General features: G+C 69.7%; 25 protein-coding genes. 16 read left to right on the top strand and 9 right to left on the bottom strand.

Going from position 1 to position 22,656, the window contains the following annotated elements; all coding sequences use genetic code 11:
* Positions 1-83: 83 nt before the first annotated feature.
* Positions 84-635, bottom strand: coding sequence for a Uma2 family endonuclease (locus VAB18032_RS04375; RefSeq protein WP_013731573.1), 552 nt, complete (start codon positions 633-635; stop codon positions 84-86).
* 102 nt (positions 636-737) lie between these two features.
* Here VAB18032_RS04375 and VAB18032_RS04380 point away from each other — a divergent pair, with 102 nt between their 5' ends.
* From VAB18032_RS04380 to VAB18032_RS04390, 3 genes are all read left to right on the top strand, one after another.
* Entirely contained in the window at positions 738-1,481 is a 744-nt protein-coding gene (locus VAB18032_RS04380) for a M50 family metallopeptidase (RefSeq protein ID WP_013731574.1), read from the top strand.
* 89 nt (positions 1,482-1,570) lie between these two features.
* Complete coding sequence (locus VAB18032_RS04385; RefSeq protein WP_013731575.1) at positions 1,571-2,071, top strand: SigE family RNA polymerase sigma factor; 501 nt, start codon at positions 1,571-1,573, stop codon at positions 2,069-2,071.
* A complete protein-coding gene (locus VAB18032_RS04390) occupies positions 2,064-2,915 on the top strand; it encodes a hypothetical protein (RefSeq protein WP_013731576.1) in 852 nt (283 codons plus the stop codon). Before VAB18032_RS04385 ends, VAB18032_RS04390 begins: the two co-directional genes overlap by 8 nt.
* 175 nt (positions 2,916-3,090) lie before the next feature.
* Here VAB18032_RS04390 and VAB18032_RS04395 read toward each other — a convergent pair whose 3' ends face one another.
* Entirely contained in the window at positions 3,091-4,674 is a 1,584-nt protein-coding gene (locus tag VAB18032_RS04395) for an acyl-CoA carboxylase subunit beta (RefSeq protein ID WP_013731577.1), read from the bottom strand.
* Positions 4,675-4,741: 67 nt separating this feature from the next.
* Between VAB18032_RS04395 and VAB18032_RS04400 the strand changes: the two genes are divergently transcribed.
* Both VAB18032_RS04400 and VAB18032_RS04405 read left to right on the top strand, forming a co-directional pair.
* A complete protein-coding gene (locus tag VAB18032_RS04400; RefSeq protein ID WP_013731578.1) occupies positions 4,742-5,626 on the top strand; it encodes a biotin--[acetyl-CoA-carboxylase] ligase in 885 nt (294 codons plus the stop codon).
* A 209-nt stretch (positions 5,627-5,835) separates the two neighbouring features.
* A complete protein-coding gene (locus tag VAB18032_RS04405) occupies positions 5,836-6,393 on the top strand; it encodes a PH domain-containing protein (RefSeq protein ID WP_013731579.1) in 558 nt (185 codons plus the stop codon).
* A gap of 58 nt (positions 6,394-6,451) precedes the next feature.
* Here VAB18032_RS04405 and VAB18032_RS04410 read toward each other — a convergent pair whose 3' ends face one another.
* Both VAB18032_RS04410 and VAB18032_RS04415 read right to left on the bottom strand, forming a co-directional pair.
* Positions 6,452-7,171: a GtrA family protein gene (locus VAB18032_RS04410; RefSeq protein ID WP_013731580.1), complete on the bottom strand. Its 720-nt coding sequence runs from the start codon at positions 7,169-7,171 to the stop codon at positions 6,452-6,454.
* A 63-nt stretch (positions 7,172-7,234) separates the two neighbouring features.
* Positions 7,235-7,762, bottom strand: coding sequence for a GtrA family protein (locus VAB18032_RS04415; RefSeq protein WP_013731581.1), 528 nt, complete (start codon positions 7,760-7,762; stop codon positions 7,235-7,237).
* 417 nt (positions 7,763-8,179) lie between these two features.
* Between VAB18032_RS04415 and VAB18032_RS04420 the strand changes: the two genes are divergently transcribed.
* From VAB18032_RS04420 to VAB18032_RS04430, 3 genes are all read left to right on the top strand, one after another.
* Positions 8,180-10,030, top strand: a complete 1,851-nt coding sequence (locus VAB18032_RS04420; RefSeq protein WP_013731582.1) for a phosphoenolpyruvate carboxykinase (GTP) — start codon at positions 8,180-8,182, stop codon at positions 10,028-10,030.
* A gap of 32 nt (positions 10,031-10,062) precedes the next feature.
* Positions 10,063-10,914, top strand: a complete 852-nt coding sequence (locus tag VAB18032_RS04425; RefSeq protein WP_013731583.1) for a hypothetical protein — start codon at positions 10,063-10,065, stop codon at positions 10,912-10,914.
* Positions 10,915-11,004: 90 nt separating this feature from the next.
* Complete coding sequence (locus VAB18032_RS04430; protein ID WP_013731584.1) at positions 11,005-11,775, top strand: isoprenyl transferase; 771 nt, start codon at positions 11,005-11,007, stop codon at positions 11,773-11,775.
* Positions 11,776-11,798: 23 nt separating this feature from the next.
* Here VAB18032_RS04430 and otsB read toward each other — a convergent pair whose 3' ends face one another.
* The 3 genes from otsB to VAB18032_RS04445 all read right to left on the bottom strand — a co-directional run bounded on the left by otsB (position 11,799) and on the right by VAB18032_RS04445 (position 13,647).
* Entirely contained in the window at positions 11,799-12,623 is an 825-nt protein-coding gene (gene otsB, locus VAB18032_RS04435; RefSeq protein WP_013731585.1) for a trehalose-phosphatase, read from the bottom strand.
* Between the two features lie 67 nt (positions 12,624-12,690).
* Positions 12,691-13,044, bottom strand: coding sequence for a hypothetical protein (locus VAB18032_RS04440; protein ID WP_013731586.1), 354 nt, complete (start codon positions 13,042-13,044; stop codon positions 12,691-12,693).
* 159 nt (positions 13,045-13,203) lie between these two features.
* The gene (locus tag VAB18032_RS04445) at positions 13,204-13,647 is read right to left on the bottom strand and encodes a helix-turn-helix domain-containing protein (protein WP_013731587.1); all 444 of its coding nucleotides are present in this window, start codon (positions 13,645-13,647) and stop codon (positions 13,204-13,206) included.
* A gap of 264 nt (positions 13,648-13,911) precedes the next feature.
* Between VAB18032_RS04445 and VAB18032_RS04450 the strand changes: the two genes are divergently transcribed.
* The 6 genes from VAB18032_RS04450 (at position 13,912) to VAB18032_RS04475 (ending at position 18,668) form a co-directional block, all read left to right on the top strand.
* Positions 13,912-14,256 carry a hypothetical protein gene (locus VAB18032_RS04450; protein WP_013731588.1) on the top strand — a complete coding sequence of 115 codons (345 nt, stop codon included), beginning with the start codon at positions 13,912-13,914 and terminating at the stop codon, positions 14,254-14,256.
* Positions 14,257-14,284: 28 nt separating this feature from the next.
* Positions 14,285-14,620 carry a hypothetical protein gene (locus VAB18032_RS04455; protein ID WP_013731589.1) on the top strand — a complete coding sequence of 112 codons (336 nt, stop codon included), beginning with the start codon at positions 14,285-14,287 and terminating at the stop codon, positions 14,618-14,620.
* A 367-nt stretch (positions 14,621-14,987) separates the two neighbouring features.
* Positions 14,988-16,403 carry an RNA 5'-3' helicase PhoH2 gene (gene phoH2 / locus VAB18032_RS04460; RefSeq protein WP_013731590.1) on the top strand — a complete coding sequence of 472 codons (1,416 nt, stop codon included), beginning with the start codon at positions 14,988-14,990 and terminating at the stop codon, positions 16,401-16,403.
* A gap of 286 nt (positions 16,404-16,689) precedes the next feature.
* Positions 16,690-17,367 (top strand): aggregation-promoting factor C-terminal-like domain-containing protein, encoded by a 678-nt coding sequence (locus VAB18032_RS04465; RefSeq protein ID WP_013731591.1) that lies wholly within the window; start codon positions 16,690-16,692, stop codon positions 17,365-17,367.
* Between the two features lie 184 nt (positions 17,368-17,551).
* The gene (locus VAB18032_RS04470; RefSeq protein WP_013731592.1) at positions 17,552-17,866 is read left to right on the top strand and encodes a YciI family protein; all 315 of its coding nucleotides are present in this window, start codon (positions 17,552-17,554) and stop codon (positions 17,864-17,866) included.
* A 148-nt stretch (positions 17,867-18,014) separates the two neighbouring features.
* Positions 18,015-18,668, top strand: a complete 654-nt coding sequence (locus tag VAB18032_RS04475) for a rhomboid family intramembrane serine protease (protein ID WP_013731593.1) — start codon at positions 18,015-18,017, stop codon at positions 18,666-18,668.
* Positions 18,669-18,678: 10 nt separating this feature from the next.
* Here the strand turns inward: VAB18032_RS04475 and VAB18032_RS04480 are convergent, their stop codons facing one another.
* A complete protein-coding gene (locus VAB18032_RS04480) occupies positions 18,679-19,668 on the bottom strand; it encodes a DMT family transporter (RefSeq protein ID WP_050814539.1) in 990 nt (329 codons plus the stop codon).
* Between the two features lie 82 nt (positions 19,669-19,750).
* Positions 19,751-20,782: a class II fructose-bisphosphatase gene (glpX, locus tag VAB18032_RS04485; RefSeq protein WP_013731596.1), complete on the bottom strand. Its 1,032-nt coding sequence runs from the start codon at positions 20,780-20,782 to the stop codon at positions 19,751-19,753.
* A 157-nt stretch (positions 20,783-20,939) separates the two neighbouring features.
* Between glpX and VAB18032_RS04490 the strand changes: the two genes are divergently transcribed.
* Together VAB18032_RS04490 and VAB18032_RS04495 are read left to right on the top strand one after the other, a co-directional pair.
* Positions 20,940-21,581 carry a DUF4245 domain-containing protein gene (locus VAB18032_RS04490; protein ID WP_013731597.1) on the top strand — a complete coding sequence of 214 codons (642 nt, stop codon included), beginning with the start codon at positions 20,940-20,942 and terminating at the stop codon, positions 21,579-21,581.
* 126 nt (positions 21,582-21,707) lie between these two features.
* Positions 21,708-22,490 carry a hypothetical protein gene (locus tag VAB18032_RS04495; protein ID WP_013731598.1) on the top strand — a complete coding sequence of 261 codons (783 nt, stop codon included), beginning with the start codon at positions 21,708-21,710 and terminating at the stop codon, positions 22,488-22,490.
* Positions 22,491-22,656 lie beyond the last annotated feature (166 nt).

Raw genomic sequence — 22,656 nt, forward strand, 5'->3', positions numbered from 1 at the left:
TCTTTGGGTGAGCCTGCTCGGCCAGGCAATAGAGGTAGAGATAATTTTCGATGTCAGGCTTGTGGTGCGAGCCCACCTGGTGATCAGCGCAGGGTGGCCGGATCGATCTGCCAGCGGAACGGCTCGGCGAGGGTCAACGTCTCCCCGGCCTTGGCCACCTGATCCTCGACGTAGTGCCCTCCGTCGAGCCGGTACAGCCGCAGCGAGTGGGTGTCACCGTCCTGCTCGACCAGCAGGTACCAGGGGATTTGGGCGATCGCGTAGAGCTGCATCTTGAGCACCCGATCGGCGGCCGCGTTGCCCGGCGAGACGATCTCGCCCACGAGTACCACCTCTGACGCGTCCAGCACCGTCCCCTCGTCATCGGCGTCGGTGACCACGAGATCCGGAATCACCACGCGATCGACGCCGAGCCGGACGTTGATCGCGTCGTAGACCGAGAGGTCGTTGACCTCCGCCGTAGCCTCGATGCTGTTCGCCAGTCGCCTGGCGACTCGCTGATGCCGTCGGCTCGGAGCAGGGCTCACGATCAGGCTCCCGTCGAGCAACTCGATCCGGTGATGGGTCTCGCCCATGGCGAAGTAGTCGTCCTCCGTCCAGAGGCCGACGTGGGGTTCCAGAGGGGCTGCGCTCACCGGCGTACACCTCCCGATCCGATCGCCACCCGGTCAGTCTCACACCTTACGGGCGGTTGGCCCGGCAATGACACCGGAACACGGGCGGTAGGCTCGCGCCCCATGGTGTCGATCGAGGGCATGACGGAGTTCTGGGACCGCCTGGTCGGCGCGCAGCCCGACCCGCCCCCGCTGCTGGTGCTGCTCACCGGCGTGGTCGCGCTGCTGGTGGTCAGCACCCGGCTGCCGTGGCGGGTCGCCCGCAACGCGATCACCATCGCGCACGAGGGCGGCCATGCCCTGGCCGCGCTGCTCACCGGCCGTAAGCTGCGCGGCATCCGGCTGCACTCGGACACCTCGGGACTGACGCTGTCCGCGGGGCGGCCCACCGGTCCGGGAATGGTGCTCACCCTGCTCGCCGGCTATATCGCGCCACCGCTGGTCGGCCTGGGTGGGGCGTGGCTGTTGGCCGGTAACCGGATCACGCTGCTGCTCTGGCTCGCGGTGATCCTCCTGCTCGCCATGCTGGTCATGATCCGCAACCTGTTCGGGGTGCTGTCGCTGCTGGTCACCGGCGGAGTGGTGCTCGCCGTCTCGTGGTACGCCAGCCCGCAGGTGCAGGCCGCCTTCGCCTGGACGAGTGTGTGGTTCCTGCTGCTCGGCGGCGTACGACCGGTGATCGAGCTGCAACGGCTGCGTACCCGGCGGGGGATGCCCGCCTCCGACGCCGACCAGTTGGCCGGGATCACCGGGCTTCCGGCGTTCTTCTGGGTCGTCCTCTTCGGTCTGGTCAACCTGGCGGTGCTGGTCGTCGGCGGTCTGATGCTGGCCGGCCCGTTGCTCGCGGAGGCCGGCATCACCTGGTGACCCGACCTCCGGCCCGACCGGTTCGGGTCCGGCGGCAACCGCACCCACCCCCTGGTGCGTGTCCTCTACGACCCGCAGGGAGGTGGCAGGTGCCGGACGTCGACGGGTTCGACGATTTCTACCGGGGCAGCCGACAACGGTTGCTCGGCTTCGTCTACGTGCTCACCGGTGACCTCGCCGAAGCCCAGGACGCCGTTCAGGAGGCGTACGTCCGAGCCTGGCAACGGTGGTCCACGGTGCGGCACTACGACGACCCGGAGGCGTGGGTACGGGTGGTGGCGAGCCGGCTCGCGGTGAGCCGGTGGCGCAGTCTGCGTAGCCGGGCTCGGGCGTACCTGCGGCACGGCGCGGTGGAGAGCGTCCCCGCGCCGGGCACGGAAACCGTCGAGGTGGTCGCCGCCCTGCGTCGTCTGCCCGAGGAGCAGCGGGTCGCGATCGCGCTGTACTACCTGGTCGGCCTGCCTGTCGCCGAGGTGGCGCGGCAGACCTCGGCCCCGGTCGGCACGGTCAAGGCCCGCCTTTCCCGGGGGCGTACCGCGCTCGCCGGACTGCTCGCCGTCTCTGACCTGGAGGAGGCACCCGGTGCGTGACGAGATGACGTTCGTCGAGCGACTCCAGAACGACCTGCGGGACGTACGCTGGCCGGAACCTGCGGTGCTGCGTGAGCGGGCCCGCCGACGGCGACGCCGGGCCATGGTCGGTACGGCGACCGCAGTGCTGGTCCTGGCCGCTGGGCCGGTGATCGCGGGGCTGCGTCTCGGGGGGCCGCCGGCCGTCGCGCCGCCGCAGAGCTCGCAGTCGGCACACGTGGAGATTCCCCACGAGGTACTGGTGCAGCCGACGGATCTGACCGCGATGGCCGATCCGCCGCTCGGTCAGGCGGGCGTCGGCGAGCTGGTGCAGATCGACAAGTTGCTGCCGGTCTGCCTGGAGGAGCAGGGGCGGGCGGCTTACTGGGAGCCGTCGCGGTACTCGCGTTCGCAGACCCTGCTGCGGGCGAGCGCGGACGGTGCCCGGCAGCCGGCCGACGTGCTGCTCAGTCAGGACGTCTACCGGATCGCACCGGAGCGGGTCGCCGGCTTCTTCAGCCGACTCGACGAGATGCTCGCACCATGCGCGAACTGGCGATCGGCCGGCGATGTCCTGTGGGGGGACCGCATGGCGCGAGCCGAGGCGGACCACCGATGGGAGGTGACCGACCGTGACTTCGCCGGCGACGAGGCGATGCTGATTCGGCACACCATCACGGCAACCCGCAACCTGGACACCGGCGCGACCCGGGAACCCGCACCCCCCGACACCACCGCCGTCCTGCGCGTCGGCGACCTCATCACGGTGCTGACCCTCAACCGCGACGCCCCCGACCCGGAACTACGCCGCGTCGCCACCATCGCCGCCCAACGCCTCTGCCTAGCCTCCAACCCCACCTGCTGACCCCCCCACCCCACCCCCCACCCCACTCGGCCCGCGATCTTGCACTTTTGGTCGCCGCATAAGGGGCAGAAGCCGCAGAACGGCGACCCAAACTGCAAGATCGCGGGCGTGGGCGTGGGCGTGGGCGTGGGCGCGGGCGCGGGCGTGGGCGGGGGCGGGGGGAGGGGGAGGGCTGTCAGAGGGGGATGTTGCCGTGCTTTTTCGGGGGGAGGGTCTCTCGCTTGGTGCGGAGTACGCGCAGGGCCCGGACGATCTGGGTACGGGTCTCGTGCGGCGGGATGACCGCGTCGACGTACCCGCGTTCGGCGGCCACGTACGGGTTGGCGAGAGTGTCCTCGTACTCGGCGATCTTCTCGGCGCGGACGGCGGCCGGGTCCTCGGCGGCGGCCAACTCCTGCCGGTAGAGGATGTTCACCGCGCCCTGGGCGCCCATCACCGCGATCTGCGCGGTCGGCCAGGCGAAGTTGAGGTCGGCCCCCAGGTGCTTGGAGCCCATCACGTCGTACGCCCCGCCGTACGCCTTGCGGGTGATCACGGTGACCTTCGGCACGGTGGCCTCGGCGTACGCGTAGATGAGCTTGGCGCCCCGGCGGATGATGCCGTCCCACTCCTGGCCGGTGCCGGGCAGGAAGCCGGGCACGTCCACGAAGGTCAGCACGGGGATGTTGAAGGCGTCGCAGGTACGCACGAACCGGGCCGCCTTCTCGCTGGCCGCGATGTCCAGCGTGCCGGCGAAGTGCATCGGCTGGTTGGCCACCACACCGACCGGCCGACCCTCGACCCGACCGAAGCCGACCACCATGTTCTGTGCGTAGAGCGGCTGGACCTCCAGGAACTCCCCGTCGTCGAGCACGTGTTCGAGCACCCGGTGCATGTCGTACGGCTGGTTGGCCGAGTCCGGGATCAGGGTGTCCAGTTCCCGGTCGGCGTCGGTGACGGCCAGGTCCGCGTCGACGGGGAAGACCGGCGGCTCGTCCAGGTTGTTGGACGGCAGGTGGGACAGCAGCGCCTTGACGTAGTCGATGGCGTCGTCCTCGTCGGTGGCGAGGTAGTGCGCGTTGCCGCTGCGGCTGTTGTGGGTGCGGGCCCCGCCCAGCTCCTCCATGCCGACGTCCTCACCGGTGACCGTCTTGATGACGTCGGGGCCGGTGATGAACATGTGCGAGGTCTGGTCGACCATCACGGTGAAGTCGGTGACCGCGGGGGAGTAGACCGCGCCGCCCGCGCACGGACCCATGATCAGCGAGATCTGCGGGATGACGCCGCTGGCGCGTACGTTGCGGAAGAAGATCTCGCCGTAGAGGCCGAGGGAGACGACGCCCTCCTGGATGCGGGCGCCACCGGAGTCGTTGATGCCGATGACCGGGCAGCCGATCTTCATGGCGAGGTCCATCACCTTGACGATCTTCTCGCCGAAGACCTCGCCCAGGGAGCCACCGAAGACCGTGAAGTCCTGCGCGAAGACGCAGACCTGCCGGCCGTCGATGGTGCCGTAGCCGGTGATCACACCGTCGCCGTACGGGCGGGTGCGGTCGAGGCCGAAGTTGGTGGAGCGGTGCCGGGCGAACTCGTCCAACTCGACGAAGGAACCCTCGTCGAGCAGGAGGTCGATCCGCTCACGGGCGGTCTTCTTGCCCCTGGCGTGCTGCTTCTCCACGGCTCGGGTCGACCCGGCGTGCACCGCCTCGTCGACCCGTCGCGCCAGGTCCGCCAGCTTGCCGGCGGTGCTGTGCAGGTTGCTGCCGGTCTCGGTAGTCACCCAGGGAATATAACGATGGTTCAGGTCAGCGGCGCTCGGCAGGAGGGGTAAACCGTAGGCTGACGGGATGCCGGGCTCGCCGTACACCGATCTGGACCGTCCGCCGCTGTCGGCGGCGCGGCTGCGCCGGGCGTTGGTCGCGCCGTACGGTCCGTGGGCGCGGTTGGAGTTGCGCGCCGAAACGGGCTCGACCAACGCCGATGTCGCCGAGGCGGCCCGCGACGGCGAGCCGGAGGGCCTGGTCGTGGTGGCCGAGCGGCAGACCGCCGGCCGGGGGCGGCGCGGCCGGACCTGGCAGTCGCCGCCGCGCGCCGGCATCGCGACGAGCGTGCTGCTGCGGCCCGGGGAGGCGGTGCCGGACCGCGACTGGCAACCCGCACCACCGTCGGGGTACGGCTGGCTGCCGTTGCTGGCCGGAGTGGCGCTGGTGGAGGCGGTCGGTCGGCTGGCCGAGCTGGACGCCAGCCTGAAGTGGCCGAACGACCTGCTGATCGACGGGGCGAAGTGCGCCGGCATCCTCGCCGAGGCAGTGCCCGGCCCCGAGTTCGGTGACCCGCCCGCCGTCGTGCTGGGCATCGGACTGAACGTCACACTGCGCGCCGACGAGCTGCCGGAGAACCCGACCGGCCTGCGGGCCACCTCGCTGCAACTGGCCGGCGCGACGGCCACCGACCGGGACCCACTCCTGCGCGCCCTGCTCCGCTCACTCGCCGACTGGTACGCCCGCTGGCGGGCTGCCGGCGGCGACGCGACCGCCAGTGGCCTGCGCGAGGCGTACCTGAAGGTCTGCGCCACGGTCGGCCGCGAGGTCCGCGCCCTCCTCCCCGACGGCACCGAACTCACCGGCACCGCCACCACCATCACCGGCGAAGGCCACCTCCTCCTCACCACCCCCCACCCCACCCCCACCACCCACTCCCTCCCCGCCGCCGACCTCCTCCACCTCCGCTAACCCCCGCCCCTCGCGCGCCCCTCTCTCGGCCCGGCGATCTTGCGGTTCTGGTCGGGGCGAAAGGTGCATAGCGGGGTGTAAGGGTGACCGGAAGTGCGAGATCGGCGAGGTGTGGGTGGACGGGGTGGGGAGGGTGGCCGCGTGGTGGATGTGGCGGAGTGGGGGTGGGGGGTTAACGTCTGCGCGTCCGGTTCTGCGAGGAGGTATCCGTGGCGTTCCCCGAAGACGTGCTCACCGAGGACGAGCACGTCGTGCTGCACCTGCGTCCGCACTGGAAGGCTCTGATCCGGCCGGTGGCGGTGCTGGTGCTCGCCATCGCCGCGGTGGTGGTCGGTCTGGTGTTCCTACCCTCCGGTGGAGGTGGCTCCATCACCCTCGCCGTGATCGGCGGGCTGGCGGTGCTGGCCGTACTGGTGCTGGGTGTGTGGCCGTACATCGTCTGGCGCACCACGCACTATCTGTTCACCAACGAGCGGGTGGTGCTCCAGCACGGGGTCTTCTCCCGGGAGAGGCGGGACATCCCGCTCAGCCGGGTCAACGACCATTCGATGAACCAGCAGTTCGTCGGGCGGCTGCTGGGCTACGGCACGCTCACCATCGAGTCGGCAGGCGAGCGGGGCCAGTCGGTGCTGCCCGACGTGCCGAAGGTCGACCGAGTCCAGACCAAGCTCTACGAGCTGGTCGAGGCGTTCCACGACAAGCACTCGTTGGGCGACGGGGAACTGCGCGAGATCCTCGCCGAACGCGACAACAAGTCCGGCCTCTGAGCTGACGCAGCGAGAGCGCCCGCCATGCCTGGCGGGCGCTCTCGGGCGTACAAGAGGATCAGCGGCGCCGGAAGCGGCGGTGCGCCGGGGCGGGCTGGAGTTCTGCCGCCAGCTCGGCCTCCAGCTCCTTGTCCAGCGCGGCGGTGAGCTCGGCCTCGTTGCTCAGGGCCGCGGCGCGGGGTTGGAGCGGCCGAGGCGTCAGGCTCGGCGGCCGGGTGGCGGGTGGTTCCTCTTCCTCCAACTCGGTGACGGACTCGGCGAGTTCGGCCACCGGGTCCATTCCGGCCATCGTGTCCCACTCGTCGCGGGGCAGACCCTGCCAGGCCGGCTTGGCCTCGGCGGGCGCGGCAGGTTGGAAGACGAAGGTGCGGTACGACCAGAAGCGGAACAGCGTCGCCAACACCACACCACCGGTCTTGGCCACATTCAGCGCCAACAGGCTGGTCATGCCCAGGCCGTACTTCGCGGCGGCGAGGACACCGAGTTCGATCAGCAGGCCCGCCCCGTTGAACAGGAAGAAAAGGGCGTATTCCCGCTGCATGGCCGATTTAGGGCGATCTCGGTACGTCCAGTGCCGATTCATCAGATATGACGTGATTGTCGCCACCACCGTGGCGATCACCGTCGCTTTCAGCTGACCATCGACAAAAATCGTCAGGGCGAGGGCGTTGAACACCGCATAATTGATGACGGTGTTGATGCCACCGACCAGGCCGAATTTGAGCGCCTCATGGATGAACTTCTGCCAGCGCTCAGGCAGCAGACGGACAAGAGGCATGCGTAACACCTTAGGGCAGTGGGCTCGGGCCGGCAGGCTCCGGCCGTACGGGTGGGCGGGAGGTCACGCCCCGCGGTCCCGGTCAACTTCCGCGGCGACAGGAGTTCCCGTATCCACGAAGACGAACCGTCGGTACGACCAGAATCGGAACAGCGTCCCGAGGCCGGTGCCCACCACGAAGCTGGCGATGTTGTCGGCCAGTCGGGTCTGGAAGACCTCCGGCCAGATGCCGCCCAGGCCGTAGCGGCTGATGGCCAGGCAGGCCACCGCGATGCCCAGGCCCACCGCGTTGAAGAAGAAGAACAGCGCGTACTCGCGGGCCGGGTGGGAGCGCTTGCGGTGCCGCCACGTCCAGAACCGGTTGCCCAGGAACGCGAACGTGGCCGCGATCACCGTGGCGATCGTCTTCGCCGTGATCTGTTCCACCCGGGCGGGGCCGATCAGGTAGTTGAACAGGGCGAAGTCGATGAGAAAGGCCACTCCGCCCACGGTGGCGAACTTGCTCATCTCGCGCACGAGGTGACCGAAACGGTCCCGCAGGGAGTGGATCAGACCCCGTCGGGTCTGCCGGGAGCCTGGCTCTCCGGTCATCGTGGCGGCCACCGTGCGAGCGTACCGGTTGGCGGCCCCGCAGGCGGGCAGCGGCGGCTTGCGGTGTCCAGTGGCGCGGCGGTGCGGACGGGCACGAACGGAGCGTAACCGGACCAGTTCAATCCGGAGTTGATTCCCGCTACCTCCCAGCAGGTGCCAAAGCGGCTACGCCGGGTGGCCCTGATAGAGGTTCACCGCAAGATTTGCGTGAAACTGCGCGCGAAAGCGGGTAAAGGGCCGTGAAGCGGCAGCGTGCCCGTACCTTGTGCAGTTCTTCACAACCAGTCCCACTGACTGTGGAGGTCCGTCGGTTTACGCTGAGCCCAATCCCAGGTTTCCACGAAGGCGACGCACATCGCGCGCCAAGACTCGTGCACTCCAATAGACCGGTCAGCGTCGACCACAAGGAGAAGTGTCATGGTTGCTCCGGCCACCGTTCGGGGTATCGATCAGGCCCCGACGTCCCACCCCAAACTGCTCGCCTGGGTCCGTGAGGTCGCTGAACTGACCACCCCTGACCAGGTGGTCTGGGTTGACGGGTCCGATCAGGAATGGCGTCGCCTCACCGATGAACTGGTCGAGGCCGGCACCCTCATCCGGCTCAATCCCGAGAAGAAACCGAACTCGTTCTATGCCCGGACCGACCCGACGGACGTCGCCCGGGTCGAGGAGCGGACGTTCATCTGCTCCGTGGACGAAGCGGACGCCGGCCCGACCAACAACTGGATGGCGCCGGCCGAGATGAAGCGGACGATGACCGATCTGTACCGCGGTTCGATGCGCGGTCGCACGATGTACGTCATTCCGTTCGTGATGGGTCCGGTCGAGGCCGAGAAGCCCATGTTCGGTGTCGAGATCACCGACAGCCCGTACGTGGTCGCCTCCATGCGGATCATGACCCGGATGGGTGCCAAGATCCTGGAGGCGATGGGTGACGACGCGGACTTCGTCCGCGCTCTGCACTCCATCGGCGCCCCGCTGGCCCCCGGTCAGCAGGACGTGGCCTGGCCGTGCAACGAGACCAAGTACATCTCGCACTTCCCGGAGACCCGGGAGATCTGGTCCTACGGCTCCGGCTACGGCGGCAACTCGCTGCTCGGCAAGAAGTGCTACTCGCTGCGGATCGCCAGCGTGATGGGGCGCGACGAGGGCTGGCTGGCCGAGCACATGCTGATCCTCAAGATCACCTCGCCGGAGGGCAAGGTCTACCACATCGCCGGTGCCTTCCCGTCGGCCTGCGGCAAGACCAACCTGGCCATGCTGGAGCCGACCATCCCGGGCTGGAAGGTCGAGACCATCGGTGACGACATCGCCTGGATGCGGTTCGGCCCGGACGGTCGCCTCTACGCGGTCAACCCGGAGTTCGGCCTGTTCGGCGTGGCACCCGGCACCGACTGGAAGACCAACGCCAACGCCATGCGGACCCTGGACAAGGGCAACTCCATCTTCACCAACGTCGCGCTGACCGACGACGGTGACATCTGGTGGGAGGGCATGGGCGAGCCGCCGGCGCACCTGATCGACTGGAAGGGCAACGACTGGACGCCGGAGAGCGAGGGCCTCTCCTCGCACGCGAACAGCCGGTTCTGCACCCCGATCGCCCAGTGCCCGATTCTCGCCGAGGACTACTACGACCCCAACGGCGTACCGATCGACGCGATCCTGTTCGGTGGCCGGCGGCGGGACACCGTACCGCTGGTGACCGAGGCCCGGGACTGGGTGCACGGTGTCTACATGGGCGCCACCCTCTCTTCGGAGACCACCGCCGCCGCCTCCGGCGCGGTCGGTGTGGTCCGTCGTGACCCGATGGCGATGCTGCCGTTCATCGGCTACCACGGTGGCGACTACTTCCGGCACTGGATCGAGATGGGCAAGGGCGCCAACGGCGACGAGTCGAAGCTGCCCAAGGTCTACTACGTCAACTGGTTCCGCAAGGACCCCGACGGCAACTTCCTGTGGCCCGGATTCGGCGAGAACTCCCGGGTGCTCAAGTGGGTCATCGAGCGGATCGAGGGTCGGGCGGAGGCCGTCGAGACGCCGATCGGCATGGTCCCGACGCTGGACTCCCTCGACGTCGAGGGCCTGGACATGACTCCGGAGGACGTCCGGATCGCCCTCAAGGTCGACCCGGACGAGTGGCGCAACGAGCTGCCGATGGTCACCGAGTGGTTCGAGAAGTTCGGTGACAAGCTGCCCGGTGTGCTCTGGGCCGAGCTGGACGCCCTGCGGGCCCGACTCGACGCGGAACAGTCGCCGCGCGGGGTGTGATCGACGCCGGATCCGAGGCATCATCGGATCCCATGAGGACGGCCGCCGAGACCGAGGTCCGGCGGCCGTCCGCCGTCCGGGCCATGACCGTGCTGCTCGCCGTGACCGCTGCGGCCACCGTCGTGGTCGAGGTGCTCAACTGGTGGTACGCCCCGGAGCAGGGATTCGGGCTGGCGGTACGCACCGGCTGGGCGATGCTGCGGTCGATCGGCTTCCTGCTGCTGATCGGTCACGTACGACGAGGGCGTACGGTGGCCCGACCGCTCGGCCTGATCCTCGCCGTCACGACCGTCATCGCGGTCGGGCGGCTGATCGTGCCCCGGCACGGCGTGCCACCGCTGCCCGGTCTGCTCGGGTTCGCCCTGCTCACCGCGCTGTGCGTCGCCGTGGTCTGGCTGCTGTACCGCTCCCCGGCCATCGCCGGCCATCTGGTGCGGCACCGGCCCCGCCTGGTCATCGAGCGCTCCGGCATCTTCTGGCGGGAAACGCCACCACGTCGACCGGAGGCCAACGCCTGGCTGCTGACCAGCCGGGTCGCCGCGTTCACCTACAGCCCGCTGATGCTCGTACCGGCGCTGGTGGCCGTCGCGGAGATCCTCGACGGCCGGCCGTTCGCCCTGCCTGCGGTGCTGTTCTGGTTGGCGGCGGGGATCGCGACCAGCTACCTGGTGCTGTTCTGCACCGCGTTCCTGATGCGCGGCAAGCGCTGGGCGGGCATCCTGCTCGTGGTGATCACCGTGATCGTGCTCGCGGTGGACCTTCCGCTGTGCTGGTGGTTACTCGGAGTGGATGGCCTGATCCGCGACGGCACGCCGCTTGTCGCTGCGGCGATCCTCGCCCTCTACGGCGTACGCCGTGCCTCCACCGCCGCGCCCGCGTCCTGAGCTGGGGCGATTCGACCGGGTCTCGGCCGCTCGGTGCGGTATCTGCCACCGGCACGCTCTCCTGCGCGCGGGCTCGCTACTCTGCAAGTGATGACTCTGCGGAAACTTCTCTACTCCGTCTACGAGCGGCGGCTGACGGCCAAGCTCGCGGGCCGTCCGGTGCCCCGCCACGTGGGCGTGATGTGCGACGGTAACCGCAGGTGGGCCCGGGAGATGGGGTTCGTCGACCCGAACGACGGGCATCGGATGGGTGCCGAGCGGATCAAGGAGCTGCTGCGGTGGTGTGACGCCGCCGGGGTGGGCCACGTGACGCTCTGGCTGCTCTCCACCGACAATCTCTCCCGCCCCGCGGCGGAACTGGACCCGCTGCTCCAGATCATCGAAGATCTGACCACCGAGCTGGCCGAGGCGGGCAACCCCTGGCGGCTGCGGATGGTGGGCGCGCTCGACGTGCTGCCGGCGCACCACGCCGCCGCGCTCAAGGCCGCCGAGGAGCGGACCCGGGACCGCAGCGGCGGCGCTCAGGTCAACATCGCCGTCGGGTACGGGGGCCGCCGGGAGATCGCCGATGCGGTCCGCTCGCTGCTGCTGGAGCACGCGGCCAACGGCGGCACGCTTGAGGAACTGGCCGGTTCCCTCGACGTCGACGACATTTCGGAGCACCTCTACACCCGAGGCCTGCCGGACCCGGATCTGATCATCCGGACCAGCGGGGAGCAGCGGCTGTCCGGCTTCATGCTCTGGCAGTCGGCACACTCGGAGTTCTACTTCTGCGAACTCAACTGGCCGGACTTCCGCCGGGTCGACTTCCTCCGCGCACTGCGCTCGTACGCCACCCGTCAGCGCCGCTTCGGGGCCTGAGCGGGTCGGCCCTTCGCGGGCCGTCAGGTCAGGTGGTGGGTGGCCTCGGTGAGGAAGTCACCCAGGGCGGCCGGCGAGTCGATGGTCAGGTCGGCGGCCTCGGCGACCTCGGCACCGGTCTCCGGGTTGGCGACGGCGACGCAGACTCCCATGAAGTCGGCATCGGCGGCGGCACGGGCCCGCAGCGCGGCGAACGCCTTGATGTCGGAGACGTCGTCGCCGAAGTACCAGGCACCACCCGCGTCCTGCACCAGTTCGTCGATGACCATGCCCTTGTCCCGGTCGACCGGCGGCTTGACCTCCAGCACCATCCGGCCGATCTGCACCCGCAGCCCGAGGCGTTCGGCCTGGGCCCGACCCCACTGTTCGACCGTGTCCGCCAGCTGCGGCGCGGTACGCCAGTGCAGGGCCACCGACAGCCGCTTGTACTCCACCAGGGCCTGTGCGGGTAGCTCGGCCCGGGCCAGGTCGGCCAGCTCGCTCATGGTGGGCACGAAGGGCAGGGCGGCCGGCTCGGTGACCGTCTCGCCGCCGGAGTGGCTGTGCTCCAGGCCGTACAGGCCGTAGAGGTCCACGCCGCTCAGCCCGTCGAAGTGCTCCCGCAGGAACTCGACGGGCCGGGCGGAGACGATCGCGATCCGCCGTACCACCGGGGCCAGCGCCTCGATAGCGGCCAGCACCTTCGGCGCGGGCTGCACTTTTGTCGGGTCGTCGGCGACCGGCGCGAGTGTGCCGTCGAAGTCGAAGAAGAGCACGGTCTCGCCGGCCCGGTCGGCGGTGATTCGCCAGGCCTGGTCGGCATTCAACGGGATCTTCGGCTGTTGGTCGCCCAGATTCAACGGTGGCACGCGCCACAGCGTACCCCGGCTTCTGGCGATCAATCCTGGCCCGAGTCGGCTCGTTCGGCCCTTGCGCTCAGCGTTCGGCGGCTCCCCGTCCTCGGCGACCGAACGGCAATACGGCCGCCTCCTGACCGTGACTGAGCAGGTAACCCTCCACGAATCCGGCGTTGCGGTCGCCGGTGTGCGCCTCGATCTCCCGGAGCCGCTCGACCAGGAACTCGGTGAGCGCGGTGACCCGGTCGTTGAGCCGCTCGTGCAGCTCAGCGATCACAGCCAGGACGATCGCGGTGCTCGCGGCGACGAGCGCGACGAGGTTGACGAGCAGCGGAAGCTGCCCGCCGTCGAGGGCCAGGGTCACCGCGTTGCCGGTGACGCAGAGTGTCACCGAGACTGTCGCGACCACGACTGCCGACCATTTCAGGGTCATGAAAGACCCTCCTTCTGTCCCGCAGGGCTGGGTTCGGCCTTGTCCCGTCCCCCCGCCGACGACGAGCCCAAGCAGTACAGATACGGACGCTAGCGTGCCCGATCCCGCCCCGAAGCGAAACGAATGAGGCTGACCTGCTGTTCTTTCGCCATCTGAGAACTAGCTGGCAGCTTCCCCTCGCTTTCGGACACCTGTCGGCAGGGTCGGCCGGTATGCGAGGTAGCGGATGGTTTCTCTGATGTGGAACTTCTCCGCGTCCGAGACGTCGGGGTCGACCAGTCGGCGGAGCAGCGCCTCGACGTCGGGGTCCATCGGCGGGGGCGTCGAGGTGGACCGGTGTCGGGCGGAGGTCCGATCCCAGCCGAGTGCCGCGAAGGCCGGCGTCGGGTCGAGGCCGAGGCCTTCGCAGAACGCCACCACCCGCTCGGCCTCGGGGTCGCTGGCCCAGTCGCCGCGTACCCAGCGGTTGATCGTCTGCCGTGAGACGCCGGTACGCCGGGAGACCTCGGTGCCGCTCCATGCCCGGGTGGCACGGGCCTCGTCGAGGGCCCGTCGGACGAAGGTGGCGAAAGCGATCTTCCGTGCATTGGCGGTCTCGGTCACCTCGTGACCGTACGACCGTTGGACCTGAGTAGGCGTCCTCGGCACGCCTTTGTCACGCTTACGTGACGCCGATGCTGACTGGTCAATCAGGGTGCCGACATTCTTCCTGAGGGGTGTCACCTGGGCAGGATAGATGTACGTAGGTGCGGGGGCAAACGCACGAAAAGCTGATACTGTCACGCCCATGGGACAACCTACGGTGTGTCACGTGCATGAGACGATAAGTGCTCACCTGCGTCACGCGCCCGATGCGCGGGAGGTGCGGTGACCGAACTCGCAACCCGTGCGCAGGCCTTCGGCCTGATCGCGGAGGGTGTCGCCGCAGGGCTCAGCGCGCCCTGGCGTCTTTACCTGGCCCGGGGCTGTCGCTACCTCTCGCTCAGTGTCGGCGACCGGACCGAGTGGAACGCCTGGCGGACCCACCTCGGCTGCCCGGAACTGAGCGTCCGGGTCTACGACGCCGGTGGCGAGATCCGCCGGTCGTCGGTGGCCGAAGTGGTCCTGGACGGCTGCCGGATCAGCGTCGAGCTGGTCGAGGAGGTCGGCACCGACGACCTCGACCGCCTGCTGATGACCGACCCGACCACCGTCGAGCCGGAGGAACGATGAGCAACGTGCGAGGCACCGGAGCGGCCGGATGAGTCCCTTCCTCGCGATCTTCCTGGTGCTCGTGCTCGCGGCGACGAGCTACGCGGCCGGACGGCTGCACGGGCAGCTCAGCTACCGCATCGGCTACCGCTTCGGCTATCGGCAGGGCTACTTCGACGGTGATCGTGGCGCCTGGAACCGCCGGCGGCGCGACGCCCAGGCCGCGATCGCCACCGCCCTGGCGGTCACCGGGCCGGCCAACGCCCGGGTGCCGGCCGCCGTGGCTCAGCCCGGCACCACGTACACCGGATCGTCGTTCACGACGCCGACCGCCTCGGTAACCGGGCGGCACCCGACCGGCACCCTCGTGCGACGAACCGGCTGAGACCGGTCGACGGGCTCGCGGGCCCGTCCAGAAACGCGGCGTACCGCTCGATCGGGCGGGTGCCGCGCGGGATCACGGCCAGACCGGTGGCGGTGGTCCCACCGGCCGGGGTGCGCGCAGGGGGCATGCATCCCGGCCGGTTCACCCCGCCCGGCGCAGGCTCGTCGCCGGTGGACGTTCTGAATCATGCTCTAGCCGGGACGGGTGCGGGGAGCTAGCGTCTAGGCATGGCGCGGGATTGTCCCGAGCCAGCCGGCCCGCCCGGCCTGCGACCTCGCGCACGGGGCCCGCATCCGACCCCGTGTCCGTCGGGCACCGGAGGAGGCGGACCGCGGGTGGCCGGGTGCCCATCCGCCGGAGCAGGCCTGTGACCACTCGCCGTACGACCGCCGGGGCCGACCAGAGCCCGGCCGCGACTGCCACGACCCGCCGCACCACCCGGAGCCGCCGCACCGCGGCTACCGCGTCGGCCGACACCAGGGAGCCCCGACCAGCGGGGCAATCCTTCGTCCTGGACACCTCCGTCCTGCTCAGCGACCCGGCGGCGTTCCACCGCTTCGCCGAGCACGAGGTGGTTCTGCCGCTGGTGGTGATCTCCGAATTGGAGGGCAAGCGACACCATCCCGAGCTGGGCTGGTTCGCCCGGAAATCGCTGCGCATGTTGGACGAGCTGCGCGTACGTCACGGGCGGCTGGACCGTCCGGTGCCCGCCAACGACGACGGTGGCACGCTGCGGGTGGAGCTCAACCACACCGACGACGGCGTGCTGCCACCGGGCTTCCGCAACGAGTCAAACGATGCCCGGATCCTCTCCGTCGCGCTGAATCTCGCCGCCGAAGGGCGGCAGGTGACGCTTGTCAGCAAGGACATGCCGCTGCGGGTCAAGGCCGCCTCGGTCGGGCTACGGGCCGACGAGTACCGGCACGGCCAGGCGAGCGATCCGACCTGGACGGGGATGGCCGAACTGGATCTGGCCGAGGAGGACATCGGCCGGCTCTACGGCGGGGAGAGCATCGACGTGGACGCCGCTGCCGGCCTGCCGTGTCACACCGGGCTGGTGTTGCACTCCACCCGGGGGTCGGCCCTCGGTCGGGTGCTGCCGGACAAGACCGTCCGACTGGTCCGTGGTGACCGGGAGGCGTTCGGCGTGCACGGCCGCTCCGCCGAGCAGCGGATCGCACTCGATCTGCTGCTCGACGAGTCGATCGGCATCGTCTCGCTCGGTGGCCGGGCCGGCACCGGCAAGTCGGCCCTGGCGCTCTGCGCCGGGCTGGAGGCGGTGATGGAACGCCGCCGGCACAAGAAGGTGATCGTCTTCCGCCCGCTGTACGCCGTCGGCGGCCAGGAACTCGGCTACCTGCCGGGCTCCGAGTCGGAGAAGATGTCGCCCTGGGCACAGGCGGTCTTCGACACGCTCGGCGCGGTGGTGCACGAGAACGTGCTGGAGGAGGTCACCTCGCGGGGTCTACTGGAGGTGCTGCCGCTGACCCACATCCGCGGGCGGAGCCTGCACGACGCCTTCGTCATCGTCGACGAGGCGCAGTCACTGGAGCGTGGCGTCCTGCTGACGGTGCTCTCCCGGATCGGTCAGGGATCCCGGGTGGTGCTCACCCACGACGTCGCGCAGCGGGACAACCTGCGGGTCGGTCGGCACGACGGCGTCACCGCTGTGATCGAGGCGCTGAAGGGTCATCAGCTCTTCGCGCATGTCACGCTCAGCCGTTCGGAGCGATCTCCGATCGCGGCGATGGTGACCGATCTGCTGGAGGACATCCCGCAATGATGAGCCTTTAGGGCGTGTTCCCACCCATTTTTTGAGTGACGCACGTCACAATTGAGGCTGGTCGTTTCCCATCGGCCTCACTGTGCGCGATGGTGTCCAACGGGCGCCCACGCACCGCGGGTATCAATGGTGGCGGTCCGCCACTCCCACCAGGGAGCGGACAGTCACCAGACACGACGCGGTGTGGCTACGGCGACCGGCAGAGCCGGTCGCGGGCGCTCGCGGTGTGCTTCGGCCCAGTGGGTCGGTCGCTCCGCGTCCCTGACCCCGACGAAGGGATCACCACGTGAGTCGGCTGTGGAGCCGGTTCGCCGCCCGTGGCGTTGCTGTCGTGCTGCTCTCCGGGGGCGTTGCCGGCGGCTTCTACCTCAGCGATGACCGCCAGACGCCGCGCCCGGATCCGGGCGCGCAGGTGGCCGGCAGTGTCACCCAGATCGACGTCGACTACCGGCAGGAGCAGCAGGTCTCCCGCCAGGTGCGGGCCGCTCGCCAGCAGGCCGTCGAGACCCGGAAGCGGGCCCGCGCCGCCGCCGAGAAGGCCCGCAAGGCCGAAGAGGCGGCACGCAAGAAGGCCGCCGAGGAAAAGGCCGCCAAGGAGGCCGCCGCTCGGGCCCGGGCCCTCAAGCCGTACGACGGGCCGATCCCGGCGTCCTGCGCGGAGTACAGCGGGAACCGGAAGACCGGCTGCGCCCTCATGATCGACGCTGGCTTCAAGATCGATCAGTTCCCCTGTCTGGACAAGCTCTGGACCAAGGAGAGCGGCTGGAACCCCCGGGCGCACAACAACTCCTCCGGGGCACACGGCATCCCGCAGGCGCGCCCGGGCAACAAGATGGCCACGGTCGGCTCGGACTGGGAGACCAACCCCGTCACGCAGATCAAGTGGGGACTGGGCTACATCAAGGGTCGCTACGGCACCCCGTGCAGCGCCTGGAACCACTCGCAGAACACCGGCTGGTACTGACCGGTCAACGCATCGGCGGGAACGATGACGGACTCCTGGTTCCCGCCGATGTGCGTTGATCGAGCCAGGGGGATGGGGCGTACCCCCGGGAGTTGGGCCCGATGCGGATCTGTCCGGGCCGCGTCGGACCGACGAGCGCCGTACGCTGTGGGTGGCCGCCTGCCGGTGCTGTCATCCTGACCTGATGGATCAACTTCCCACCACCAGTCTCGTCCTGGTGCACCCCGGTCCGGGCTGGGACCACTCCCAGCCGTTGGCAGCCCAGCGCAATGCGGCAGGCCACTTCGCCTGGATCAGGCGCCAGGTCGACGCCGGCACGGCCGTGGTCGCCGGTCCGATCTGGCGGCATGACGAGCGACTGACCGGTGATCTCGTCGGTGCCCTGGTCCTCGCCCTGCCGCCAGGCAAGGCGGCCGATCTGACCGCGACCGATCCGGCCGTCATCGGCGGCCAGCTCACCATGACCACGCACCCGTACCACCAGGTCCAGCCCCGGTGAGAGCGCGGGTAGCCGCTGCGGCCGGCTACCCGTGGCGCACTTCCTCACCGTCTCAGGCAGCGTCACCGACCAGGTGGACGCGCTGCCGGCGTGGATCCGGGGCGACCGGAAGTGGCGGCTGCCGGCGTTTGCTGATAGCTGTTGACGGGTGAGCCTGCACCCTGTCAACGGCGACCCGCACCGGTTCGGCACCGAGGCCTTCTACTCGTCCATCGGCCGTGCCTTCGTCGCCATGTGCGCCGTGGTGCCGGTGCTCTTCCTGATCGAGGGCCTCGACCAGTGGCTCGGCGCCGGCTTCGACGCCGCGGCCGGCATCATCCCGCAGCGCATCGAGGGGCTGGACGGTGTCTTCTTCTCACCGTTCCTGCATCACGGCTTCGAGCATCTCTACAGCAACAGCATCCCGCTGATCCTCCTCGGCACCTTCGTGCTGGCCGCCGGTGCCCGACGGTTCCTCTGGTCCACGCTGGTGATCGTGCTGGCCAGTGGCCTGGGCGTCTGGTTCACCGGGTCGCCCAACACGATCGTCGTCGGGGCGAGCGGGGTCATCTTCGGTTATCTCGGCATCCTGCTGACCCGGGGCATCTTCGAGCGGAGCTGGTGGAACTTCGCCGTCTTCCTGCTGGTCGGCCTCCTCTACGGCGGCCAACTGGCGCTCGTCCTGCCGACCGACGAACGGATCTCCTGGCAGGGCCATCTGTTCGGCCTGCTGGGCGGCATCGTGGCGGCGATCATCTTCCGTCGCCGCCGGCCCGAGTTGGACGATCCGTACGGCTCGACGTCGCCGATGACCATGCCCTGAGTCGTACGCCTCAGGACGGCCGTCGGCGGCTGGGCGGCACGCGGAGTCGGCTGCCCAGCGTGGCCACGGCGACGGCGACCAGGGTGAGCAGCGCGCCGAGGACGGTTCTCAGGCCCGGCTGCGACGCGGCCGTCGGAAGCAGCACGTCGAGCAGTACCGCACCGATGACCTGACCGGCGATGGTCGCCAGCCCGAGCACGAGTACGCCGATGAGGCGGACCACCGACGCGGCGATCGCGATGAACATCACGCCGACCAGCCCGCCCAGGTAGAGCCACGGTTCCGTCGGCAGGGCACCGGAGGGTGCCCCGCGCACCACGACGCTGACGGCGAACGCGACAAGCAGGACACTCGTTCCGGCGGCGAAGTTCACCCCCGTCGCGGTCAACGTGCTGCCGGAGACCACCCGGACCCAACCGTTCACCGCCTGCTGCCAGGCGACCGCGACCCCGGCGACCAGCGGCAGCAGGGTCAGTCCGAGGGCAGCCGGCTCCAGTCCCCGGCCACCGACGGCCAGCAGCACCGCCGCCACGGTCAGCAGCGCGCCCGCAAGGCGGGCACCGGTCACCGGCTGGCGACCGCCCGGGCCGACGCCCGCCCGGTCGACCACGAGACTGCTCGCCGACTGGCCGGCGACCACCGCCACCGTGAACACGGCCACGCCGAGGGTGCCGACGGTGGCTCCCTGCGTGAACACCAGCAGCGCGCCACACGCCCCGCCGATGCACTGCCACGGGCGGATGGTGCCCGTGCTCAGGGCGGTGCGCAGCGCGTTGAGCCCCTGCCGCCCGCTACGGGTGGCGGGCACCAGCACCAACAGCAGCAGCAGGCCCACCCCGAAGGAGATGGTCGCCGCGGCGAGGCCGTCGTCGAGGCGTACGCCCAACTCGCCGTTGATGCGCGACTGGACGGCCACCGCCATGCCGGCGACGGCCGCCAGTGCCACCGCGCCGACCCGGCGTCCCGCCGACCTCGCCGTCCGGGGCGCCGTACCGGCCATGCTCACGCCGCCGCCTCGCTCCGCCCGACAGCGGTACGAGGCGGCCGGCCACCGTGCCTGAAGGTCCGCTCGCCGTACCCGCTCACGCCTGCTCGGCCAGCGGCCGGCCGTCGAAGTCGACAGCCGAGTAGAGCGCCAACTTCTCCAACCGGTGGTACGAGTCGATCACCCGGATCGTGCCGCTCTTCGAGCGCATGACGATCGACTGGGTGTACGCCCCGCCGGCCCGGTAGCGCACCCCGCGCAGCAGGTCGCCGGAGGTGACGCCGGTGGCCACGAAGAAGCAGTTGTCGCCGGTGACCAGGTCGTCGGTGGTGAGCACCCGGTCCAGGTCGTGCCCGGCAGCCAGCGCCTTCTCCCGTTCGGCCTCGTCCTGGGGCCAGAGCTTGGCCTGCATCATCCCGCCCATGCACTTCAGCGCGCAGGCGGCGGTGATCCCCTCGGGGGTGCCGCCGATGCCCATCAGGACGTCGACGTCGGACTCCCCACGGGCGGCGGCGATGGCGCCGGCGATGTCGCCGTCGGAGATGAAGCGAATGCCGGCACCCGCCCGGCGGATGTCGTCGACCAGGCCGTCGTGGCGGGACCGGTCGAGGACACAGACCGTCACCTCGGAGACGCTGGTGCCCTTGACCTTGGCGATCCGGCGCAGGTTCTCGGCGACACCGGCGTTGATGTCGACGACGTCGGCGTAGGCCGGCCCGACGGCGAGTTTCTCCATGTAGAAGACCGCACTCGGGTCGAACATCGCACCCCGCTCGGCGACCGCGAGCACCGCCAGGGCGTTCGGCATCCCCTTGCTCATCAGCGTGGTGCCGTCGATCGGGTCGACTGCGACGTCCACCTCGGGTCCGGTGCCGTCACCGACCTCTTCCCCGTTGAAGAGCATCGGCGCGTTGTCCTTCTCGCCTTCGCCGATCACCACGATCCCGCGCATCGGGATCGAGTTGATCAGCTTGCGCATCGCGTCGACGGCGGCGCCGTCGCCGCCCTCCTTGTCGCCCCGACCGACCCACCGGCCGGCAGCCATCGCTGCGGCCTCGGTGACCCGGACGAGGTCGAGAGCGAGGTTGCGGTCGAGGTCTTGTGGGGTACGGGTCCTGGTGGTCGTCATCTGAACGGCTCCTCCTCGCGGCGGTGCGGGGTTGACCGGGCCGACGGTGGGCAGCTGCCGGCTTCGTTCCTGATCCTCACACGATGGCGGACGCGGAGCCGGGGCGGGGCGGTGATGGGCCGGATACCGCCGGTCGGGCAACTGCCAGAATGGCGGGGTGGAACCCGCACAGCATGCCGACCGCGAACCCGCAGACCAGACACCGGGTGATGACCGGCCGACCGCCGATCGCAGCGGTGGCCCGGGCATCGGGCAGCCCTTGCCGGGCCCGTCGGCTGGTGCCGCGAAGCCGGCCTCCACCCGCTCGCCGCGTGACATGGCGATTTCGCTGCTGGTGCTGCTGGTCCCGATCGCCCTGCTGCTCGCCTTCTACCGGGGTTTCCTCGGTGGTGACCAGCCGACCTCCGTCGACCCGACACCCGCTTTCGAACAGGCGCGGGCGGCTGCGGAGTTCCCGGTGAGCGAGCCGTCCGGGCTGGGCGAGGGCTGGCGGACCGTGCGGGCCTCGTACCGCGCGGTCGAGGGCGGGGCCACCCTACGGGTGGGATATGTCACTCCGGAAGGGCGCGGCCTGCAGTTGGTGCAGAGCAACGTGCCGCCGGAGCAGTTGCTCCCCACCGAGCTGACCGAACGGGGACAGCCGCAGGGGCAGGCCGATCTCGGCGGCGGCACCTGGCAGCGGTACACCGCGCGGGGCAACGAGCAGGCACTGGTGCTGCTCCAGCCGGAACGCACCGTGATCGTGATCGGCGACGCCCGGGACAACGAGCTGCGGGAGATGGCCAGCGCGGTGGACTGAATTTATGGTCCCCGAAATGTCCCTCCGATCCGTTACGCTCCCGGTCGTTCGTTTGTCGGACGGATCTGACCCGTCCGGTTTTCCGAGTTTGAGAAGAGATTGTCTGTGAACATTCGACGCTGGAGCGTGGGCGTTGTCGCTGCCGCGCTGCTCGTTCCCGGCGTGGCCGCCTGCAACTCCGGCGCCACCGACTCGTCCACCGCGTCGGGCTCCTCCGCTGCTGCCGTCCCGAAGGACCCGAAGGAGGCGCTTGTCGCCTCCACCAAGGGGCTGGCCGAGGGCAACTTCTCCTTCACCGTCGCCTCCGAGTCGATCAACGGCAGTGGCAGCATCCACAAGCCGAGCAACAGCGCTCAGATGGCCATGAAGGCCGGTGACGAGACCTTCACCATGGAGTTCGACGTCATCCAGATCGACTCCGAGACCTGGGTGAAGATGGACCTGGGCGAGCTGCTCGCCGGGCTGCCGGGCATGGCGGAGATGAAGGACAAGTACCAGTACATCGACGCCGCCAAGGCCGGCGACGCCAAGAACCTCGACATGCTCAAGGACGGCAGCGACCCGGCCAACGCCGCCGAGATGTTCAAGGGGCTGTCGGATGTGCAGGAGACCGGGCCGGGCACGTACAGCGGCAAGGTCGACATGACCGCGGCGACGGACTCGGTCGCCGCCGACGAGGACGTGATCAAGGCGCTGGGCGACCAGGCCAAGCAGATCCCGTTCACCGCGAAGCTCGACGATCAGGGGCGGCTGATCGAGCTGGTCATCTCCGTCCCCGCCGCCGGTGACACCAAGGCGCAGGACGTCACGATCAAGTACGCCGACTACGGCGCGGCCAAGGCCGCCCAGAAGCCGCCGGCGGACCAGGTCGTCGAGGCCAACGAGCAGACGTACGAGATGTTCAAGTAGGTCTGACCGGTCATCACCCGAACGGGGGCGGATTCGTTCCGCCCCCGTTCGGCGTTCTCCGCCCACCGGCGGGTGGCGGCAGCCGAGGTGATTGCCCGACGGGCCGGCAGGGAACAGAGGAAGACAGCCTCCGGCGCGCGAGATGCGTCGGGTGACCCTGCTGGGA

The organism is Micromonospora maris AB-18-032 (assembly GCF_000204155.1).
In the GTDB taxonomy this organism is placed as follows: Bacteria; Actinomycetota; Actinomycetes; order Mycobacteriales; family Micromonosporaceae; genus Micromonospora; species Micromonospora gifhornensis.